Below are 7,371 nucleotides of genomic sequence, written 5' to 3'. Positions count from 1 at the left end.
CAGGACCGTGAAACGCCTTCGCGCCGATGATAGTGCATATTCGTGTGTGAAAGTAGGTCATCGTCAGGCTCTTACACCAAAAGCCCCGCATCCAACCGATGCGGGGCTTTTTTACGTCTGGACAAAATGAAAACCCCTTCTACTGAAGACCGATAAAAGCAGAGCAAGGGTCAGCGCTCTGCTAATTACTACCTTCTATTACTACGCTGCCTGCTGAGCCAGCCTCTCTTTAGCATAGGCCACCTGCATACTATTGGGTAAGACTAATCCATTTTTAATCGCAATGACTTCAGCCATGAGGCTGATGGCGATCTCTGCTGGGGTTTTACTGCCTATATAGATACCTATGGGACCGCGTAGCTTATTGAGTTGTTCGGCGGTTAGGCCAAAATGCTGCATGAGCCTCTCGCGACGATCTTGATTATTGCGCCGTGAACCTATAGCTCCTACATAGAAGACGTTAGTATGTAAGGCCTCCTAAAGCTAAGTCATCTAGTTTAGGGTCGTGTGTCAGCGCTATGATGCAGCTACGGCTGTCTGCATTGAATGCAGTGACCACATCATCAGGCATGTCCGATACTATAGCTACGCCTTCCATAGAGATGCTATTGCGATACTCTATACGTGGGTCGCAAATGGTGACTCTAAAGCCACTGAATAAAGCCATGGTGGCTACATACTCTGTGAGTTGGCCAGCACCAATAAGTAGCATTTTATATTCAGGGCCAAAAGAGGTGCTTAGGCTGTTTTTATCGATGCTCAGTGGCAATGGGCTTGCTATGGATTGTTGTGCTACAGAACCATCTTTTAGACTGATCGAACGTTGTATAAGTTGGCCTTGTTCTAATGCCGCTACCAATTGCTGTAATGCTGCTGCATCTGGGTTGAATTCCAACAGAATTTCTAGTGTTCCGCCACAAGGTAGCCCAAATCTAAATGCTTCTTCAGCACTTAATCCATAGGTGACTAGTTTGGGTATAGCGGCTTCTTCATGTAAGGCCGCTTTTTCATTTCCAACAGTGTACTGTCGGATAAGGTCGTCTTCTATGCACCCTCCGGATACTGAACCAACTACAGAGCCGTCTTCACATAACGCCATAATGGAACCTAGAGGCCTAGGTGATGATCCCCAGGTGCGTGTGACTGTGGCTAAGATAGCTTTTTTACCTTCATTACGCCAAACGCTGAGCTTGCGTAATACTAGAACATCTAAATTTTCCATGGGTTTGTCTCTCACCGTGAAATAAATACAGGTTTTTTTATTAGTGTAGATGTGGCGTACAACTTGGATTTGATTAGCTTTTTAAACCAAATTGTTTTGAGATTTTGATCAGTGTACTAATGGTTTTACTGTAATTATAGTTTGTACACTGTTTATCTATGATCTGGATAGAGATAAAACCTAGTATTTCCTAGTGGGCATAGATGCTCAATATTGCTTCTTGTTGCGCCTAGTACTGGGAATGGAAGCAAGGTATCCATAAATAAAAACTCCCCCTGTAGGAGGGGGAGTTCGTATACCTTATATGCTATAAAGAGCATCTTTACTGTCGCTTGTTCGCTTTTGAGCTTCTCTGTTATGTTGTTGGAGGAGAGCCTTCCAATCGAAGGCTCCATTCCGTAATGCGATCTGATATGTCTAAGACCGCTTGCTGCGGTGTACCAAAGCCAATGCAATAATGCCTGTCACTACCAGAGCACTACCAAATAGTTGTCGGCCGTTTAGACTTTGTTCTAATAGTATCCAAGCCAGAATCAACGAGGCTACCGGTTCAATATTTAAAGCAGGAGCGTTTTGGCTTAGGTTGAGTCGTGGTGTCAGTACGAACAAGCCAATAAACGCGCAACTATAGAAGAAACCTACGGCGATTAAGGCCAGCCACCCAGTAGCATCAACAGGCACTGCTGTGCCGCCTTCTAGGGCTCCGGTAAAGCTTAGTCCTAGCATGCTGAAAAACACGATACCAATGGTATAAAAACTGCGTACTGGGCCATATAGATTGGCGAGGCGGTTTTCGCTGATCCACAAGATAAAGGCAAAGCAGGTTGCGGCCCCAAAAGCAAAAAGTAATCCTAAAAACCAGGTGCTGGTAAGTTGTTCGCTATTTTGGAACCACATGGGTGCATCTAATACCCAAATCAGCCCAAATAGGATCATCCCCATAATAATGGCCGAGGCCTTAGTAGGGCGCTTTCCGCTAACTGCCCAGTTCAATAGTGCTAAGAGAATAGGAAAGGTGTTCGCCACCAATAAGGCTATACCTACGGGTATGCGAGCAACGGCCGAGAAAATACAGAAACTTTGTAGTGCGACCAACAGCCCCAGTGTTAATTGCCAAGGCCAGAGTTTTCGTTCAAAGCGTAATGAATGGCGTTGCCATAATAGCAATAAGGTAAGACACACCAGGCTGGTGCCAGAACGGAACAAAATGGCGGTCAATAAGCCAGCACCATGATCAAAGGCGATGCGTGCTGAAACGTGATTGGTGGCAAAGCCTGTGCCTAGTCCTAACAATATAGGAATGGCGATATGACGTTTAAATGGAAGAGGGGAGTTCATGCAGATACAGCCAGCTAGGAAAGAAAACAATCTCAATCATCTTATGACAGAGTGTGTTTTCTACCTAGCAGCGGATGGCTGTATAGAAAGAAAGAGAGGCAGTTGTTGTAATAAAGAGGTTTATTCCATGCAATGTTCATTTAGTGAACCATTTTGTGTGAAGCATGGATTTTTATATGAATTACAGTTCAACCGCGTAGTAAGCAATATAGAGTTCTTCGCCAGCTAGCCATAATGCTGTTACCCCCATGATTAATGCCATTGCAGTGTTAAAAACGCGAAGATAGTTTGGGCTTTGTAGAAGCTGGCGCAATCTATCTCCTAATAAGGCCCACAGCAAAATGCAGGGGAAGTTAGTGACTATATATAGCAAAGACACCTGTAGATTGTGGCTTAAGGCTTGATCGCTGTTTACTGTACCAAACAAGAGGGCCGTATTAATGGCCATAATCCATGCTTTGGGGTTAATCCATTGGAAGGCTGCCATTTGCAGGAAACCAAAAGGGCGAGCATCTTTTTTGGCTTCTGGAGCACTGGATTGAAAAATTTTCCACGATAACCACAGCAAGTACATACAGCCGGCTAAGGCTAAGAATAGCCGCATTTGTCCCAACCATGACACCATCGCGCCTAAGGCTTGCATAGTGATGAAGCACTGAAAGCCTGCACCTAAACTAATGCCTAAACTCATGGGCAAAGTACGTTTAAAGCCAAAGTTCACGCCAGAGGTTGCTAACAGCAAATTATTGGGGCCGGGTGTAACCGACATCACGGCTACATAACTGAGAAGGGCGGGGTTGATCATGATTGCTGGTTATATGAAAAGGGAGAAAGAGCTGTCAGCGTAAAGCAGATACAAAAATAGGTACAGGCTCAGAAATTATCAATTATGATGGGTACAGTTATTGAGCACTATTTATCTTTAGGGTGTCATCATGCCTGAACTGCTGCCTGCTTCATCACAACCACGTTATCTGCAATTGGCAGAGGGGCTAAAACACGCCATTGAAAAGGGTGTGTTCAGTGCGGGTGGAGCGTTGCCGTCTATACGTCAGGCAGCGCATACGCATAATCTCAGTATTAATACGGTGATTGCGGCCTACCGCTCGCTTGAGGATCAGGGCTTTATAGAGGCCAGGCCACAATCGGGTTTTGTTGTGAAAAATCAGCTACCCGGGTTAATGCGCACTTTTGAAAAGGGTACAGAGGAGAGCGCGGCTAGTGCATCGGTATTGAGCTTAATTGAACAAGCTTTTGCTATGCAGCAGGATCCATCTTTTTTGAATTTGTCGCTGGCATGTCCTGACAAAAACTCAGACTTGTTTCCTAGGGAAAAACTAGGGCGCATTATGAGTCGCTTAGTGCGGCAGCAAGCATCGCTGATCTCTAGCTATGCATTGCCACCAGGTAGTTTGACACTACGCAGACAGATCTCACGTCGTATGCAGAATTTGGGTGTGTTGAGTCATGTGGACGATATTTGTCTTACACATGGCTGTATGGAAGCCATTAATCTCGCACTACGGGCAGTGACTAAGCCAGGGGATAGTGTAGGGGTTGAATCACCTACTTATTTTTATTTGATCCCGTTATTGAATGATTTAGGACTAAAACTGGTCGAGCTACCTACGCACGCAGAGACAGGGTTATGTGTGGATGAGATAGAGCCCCTCTTGGCAGAAAAACAGTTGCAGGCCTTGATTTGTATGCCCAACTTACACAACCCTTTGGGCTGTAGTATGCCGTTGGAAGCTAAGAAAAAACTCGCCAAATTGGTGAATCAGTATCAGGTGCCATTAATCGAAGATGGTTTATATGCAGAGCTGCAAAGCCACGGCACTTTACCTGCTGTACAGTCCTTGGATGAAAATGGGTGGGTGATTTTTTGCTCTAGTTTTAGCAAAACCTTAGCGCCAGATTTCCGTATAGGGTGGGTACACAGCACGCGCTTTAATAGAAAAATACGCCAACTGAAAAGCTTATATTCCATTGCGGAATCGCAGTTTCTATCAGAAACTTTAGGCCAGTTTTTAGAGGCTGGTGGCTATGACTACCATCTGCGTAAACTGCGTAAGAATTATGCGAAGAATATGAACGTGGCACAGGCGTTAATTGCTGACTATTTTCCAGAAGGTACTAAAGCCACTAAGCCAGAGGGTGGGTATTTGTTTTGGTTGGAATTGCCCGATCCCATCGATACCTATGTGCTGTATCAACAGCTAGTACGCGACAAGATTAGTTTGATACCGGGGCGCTTGTATTCAGCCAGTGGTAGGTTTAGTAATGCTGTGCGTATTTCCTGCTGCAATCCTGTGGATGAGCGCTATAGAGCAGGTTTTGCGAGAGTAGGGGAAAAGGCCAGAGAGTTACTGGCCTCGTCCTGAGTGCGGGGTTTAGACAAAAAGTAGGCTGATATTGACGGCAAATGCAGCGAACCAGATTAGGCTGCGCAGTGATGATAAGTCACGAATGTACACGTAAATATACGCTACGCGTAAGAGTACCCATGCTAAGCCCAGCTTCAGAACTAGCTCAGGAGCAACGGGCTGGATGAATAACGCGTAGATAAAGGCAGCGTAGAAAAAAGGTAAGGCTTCAAAGGTGTTAGCTTGAGCCGCATTGGCTCGAGCACGCCAGCCTTCTTGTTTGGCTAACCATTCACGCGGGGTGTGGTTTTGGAAACCTTTACCACCCACTTTGGCACTGATTGCCGCCAGAAACGGCAAGAACGCCGCGATGATCAGAATCCACTTTGCACTCATAATTAGCCTCGTATAAAGGGTAAGGGGGCGAAATTTACAAGCCCGAATGATGGCATTATAATTTTTGTTGAGTGCAAACGCACTGTGCCGCTTTAGCTCAGTTGGTAGAGCAGTTCATTCGTAATGAAAAGGTCACCAGTTCGATTCCGGTAAGCGGCACCAAAAATAGCAAACATGTACGCCAACTCTCCTGGGTTGGCGTTTTTGTTTTTGGTGGCAAAAGTAAGCACACAGTACAGAACTTTCAAAGACTTACTCATCTATGCTGAATGCAAAAAACAGGCGAAAATAAGCTGTTTCTTGAGCAACGTAATGGATTGAGTAATGCACATCTCTGTGAACCCTGATTCGGTATTCAATAGCCTTCAATATGGATTTAGCCAAGCGGTACTAACCAAAGAAGGAAAGCACCTTTTCTTATCAGGCCAAGTAGCAACAGATAAAGATCAAAATACTATCGCTACTGGTATGAAAGAGCAGACGCGAGTTTGTCTTGAAAATATAGAGAAAGTACTGTTAGCGACCCAAGCTAAAAAAGAGCATATTGCAATGCTGCGCATCTACATCAAAGAGGATGCCAATAACCCAGAGAATCAACTGGAAATCAGCGAGGCACTGAAAACCTTTTTCAACACTAACCCTCCTGCGTCATCCTGGGTAGTGGTTACCGGTCTTGCATTACCAGAGTGGTTAATTGAAATCGAGGCTCAGGCTGTCATTCCAGCGGTTGGATGACCTAAGGAATTTCGCATCCACGGCATGAGGAATTCAGGACTCTGTTAGTTGGTTTGAGCTTGGATCGATACTAGAAAGTCTTAGTATCGACCCATATATGTCTACAGGTTGGGGCTGGGGGCTTTCGGAAGTAGTTGCAGCTAGTTGCTACTTTCACCATTAGCCTTATGCCTCATCAGCCCCTATTTACCCTCACGCATACTGGGCGAGCTGCGCTGCCAATTGCTGCTGATAAAAGTTATTGCCATTGCGTGTATCGAAAGCGTTGGCTGCTTCTTGGGCGTGTTGTAGCGCTTCGTCTAACCCCATACCTACATCCATAGACAGACCGCGTTTTTTGGCAGCCTGCAACAGTACTGCGACGGCAGCATAGAGGCGGAATTGGCGGAATTTGTTTTCGCTTTTGGGGAGGATTTTGAGTTCTGTAGTGGCAAGATTCTCAGCTTCTTGCCATTGGTCACTTGCCATCAAATACAGGATGAAATCGGCATTGGTGTTTAAAAACTCAACCTGATTTTTGGTGAGTTTGTAGCCTCTTTCAAAACGCTCTTGCGCCGCTTCTTTATTACCTAACGCCCAGAAGGATAAGGCCAGCATGCCATTGGTCAGGTGTGGGACCTCGCCACATCGTTGTCTGCCAGAGACCAACGGTTTGCCCTTGGTGACGGCGGCTTGGTGATCGTTGTGGTAGAACTGGAAATGTACTTCGTCATTGGTTTCGCAGGCGGCGCAATCGTTCATGTGGTCTTGTTTGGCCGCTTGCCATTCAGCGCGTAAACGTAGCACTTCCTCGGGTTCGCCCATGCTCATTGCCACCATGGTGCGGATTTTGTAATAGGGCTTTAATGAGTACTGAAAGCTCAGGTACTTCTGCTTCATGTCTTCCAGTAAGTTGTCGATTTGCGCTTTGGAAATTTCAGGGAAATCGACAATGCTTAAGGCTACCCATTTGTATTTCCACATCAGGTCGTCTTCATCGATGTGGATTTCTTTGTCTTCGAACTGTTTGATCATCCACGCAAAGGCCAGCAGTTGCTTTTTAGGCATCCCTAAAGTGTAGGTGGCATCCATGAGCATTTCGCGTGCTTCGTAGCCGGCTTCTACATCGTTGTCGGCATCGGCTGCCTTAATGGCTTGTTCAATCAGGCGCACGCCTTCTACGCTGTTTTCACCTACTTCGTAGGCTTCTTCCATGTACTCTTGAGCATTCATGCTAGTGTTCCTTCTGTCTAATGGCTTGCAAGCGTAGGCTGCTGCAAAGCTACGTGTTTTTTAACCGCACTGTGTTGACGAATAACCAGTAGCGGTAAGCAT

Annotated in this window: 6 protein-coding genes, 1 tRNA gene and 1 pseudogene; 3 read left to right on the top strand and 5 right to left on the bottom strand. The window is 45.8% G+C overall.

Annotated elements, in window-relative coordinates; all coding sequences use genetic code 11:
- Positions 1-201 precede the first annotated feature (201 nt).
- The 3 genes and pseudogenes from ACLO87_RS11170 to ACLO87_RS11160 all read right to left on the bottom strand — a co-directional run bounded on the left by ACLO87_RS11170 (position 202) and on the right by ACLO87_RS11160 (position 3,365).
- Positions 202-1,222 (bottom strand): annotated as a pseudogene (locus tag ACLO87_RS11170) (XdhC family protein).
- 417 nt (positions 1,223-1,639) lie between these two features.
- Positions 1,640-2,560, bottom strand: a complete 921-nt coding sequence (locus tag ACLO87_RS11165) for an EamA family transporter (protein ID WP_135866517.1) — start codon at positions 2,558-2,560, stop codon at positions 1,640-1,642.
- 181 nt (positions 2,561-2,741) lie between these two features.
- Positions 2,742-3,365 carry a LysE family translocator gene (locus ACLO87_RS11160; protein WP_135866519.1) on the bottom strand — a complete coding sequence of 208 codons (624 nt, stop codon included), beginning with the start codon at positions 3,363-3,365 and terminating at the stop codon, positions 2,742-2,744.
- Positions 3,366-3,495: 130 nt separating this feature from the next.
- Between ACLO87_RS11160 and ACLO87_RS11155 the strand changes: the two genes are divergently transcribed.
- Positions 3,496-4,944, top strand: coding sequence for an aminotransferase-like domain-containing protein (locus ACLO87_RS11155; RefSeq protein ID WP_430223698.1), 1,449 nt, complete (start codon positions 3,496-3,498; stop codon positions 4,942-4,944).
- A 9-nt stretch (positions 4,945-4,953) separates the two neighbouring features.
- On the opposite strand, the gene ACLO87_RS11150 is transcribed toward ACLO87_RS11155, so the two are convergent.
- Positions 4,954-5,322, bottom strand: a complete 369-nt coding sequence (locus tag ACLO87_RS11150) for an MAPEG family protein (RefSeq protein WP_430223697.1) — start codon at positions 5,320-5,322, stop codon at positions 4,954-4,956.
- A gap of 86 nt (positions 5,323-5,408) precedes the next feature.
- On the opposite strand from ACLO87_RS11150, the gene ACLO87_RS11145 reads away from it, so the two are divergent.
- Both ACLO87_RS11145 and ACLO87_RS11140 read left to right on the top strand, forming a co-directional pair.
- A tRNA-Thr gene (locus ACLO87_RS11145) sits at positions 5,409-5,484 on the top strand.
- Between the two features lie 162 nt (positions 5,485-5,646).
- Positions 5,647-6,057: a RidA family protein gene (locus ACLO87_RS11140; protein WP_135866297.1), complete on the top strand. Its 411-nt coding sequence runs from the start codon at positions 5,647-5,649 to the stop codon at positions 6,055-6,057.
- 192 nt (positions 6,058-6,249) lie between these two features.
- Here the strand turns inward: ACLO87_RS11140 and ACLO87_RS11135 are convergent, their stop codons facing one another.
- On the bottom strand, positions 6,250-7,269 hold the full coding sequence (locus tag ACLO87_RS11135; protein ID WP_430223696.1) for a hypothetical protein: 1,020 nt from the start codon (positions 7,267-7,269) through the stop codon (positions 6,250-6,252).
- Positions 7,270-7,371: the final 102 nt, after the last annotated feature.

Origin of the sequence: Paenalcaligenes sp. Me52, from assembly GCF_050487965.1 — a bacterium.
In the GTDB taxonomy this organism is placed as follows: Bacteria; Pseudomonadota; Gammaproteobacteria; order Burkholderiales; family Burkholderiaceae_B; genus Paenalcaligenes.
The sequence above is the reverse complement of the archived record's forward strand: the minus strand, read 5'-3'. Positions and strand labels throughout refer to the sequence as shown.

Excerpts from the sequence above, each read along its gene's own strand:
- ACLO87_RS11165 (WP_135866517.1), bottom strand. The coding sequence starts at position 2,560 with ATGAACTCCCCTCTTCCATTTAAACGTCATATCGCCATTCCTATATTG.
- ACLO87_RS11160 (WP_135866519.1), bottom strand. The coding sequence starts at position 3,365 with ATGATCAACCCCGCCCTTCTCAGTTATGTAGCCGTGATGTCGGTTACA.
- ACLO87_RS11155 (WP_430223698.1), top strand. The coding sequence starts at position 3,496 with ATGCCTGAACTGCTGCCTGCTTCATCACAACCACGTTATCTGCAATTG.
- ACLO87_RS11150 (WP_430223697.1), bottom strand. The coding sequence starts at position 5,322 with ATGAGTGCAAAGTGGATTCTGATCATCGCGGCGTTCTTGCCGTTTCTG.
- ACLO87_RS11140 (WP_135866297.1), top strand. The coding sequence starts at position 5,647 with ATGCACATCTCTGTGAACCCTGATTCGGTATTCAATAGCCTTCAATAT.
- ACLO87_RS11135 (WP_430223696.1), bottom strand. The coding sequence starts at position 7,269 with ATGAATGCTCAAGAGTACATGGAAGAAGCCTACGAAGTAGGTGAAAAC.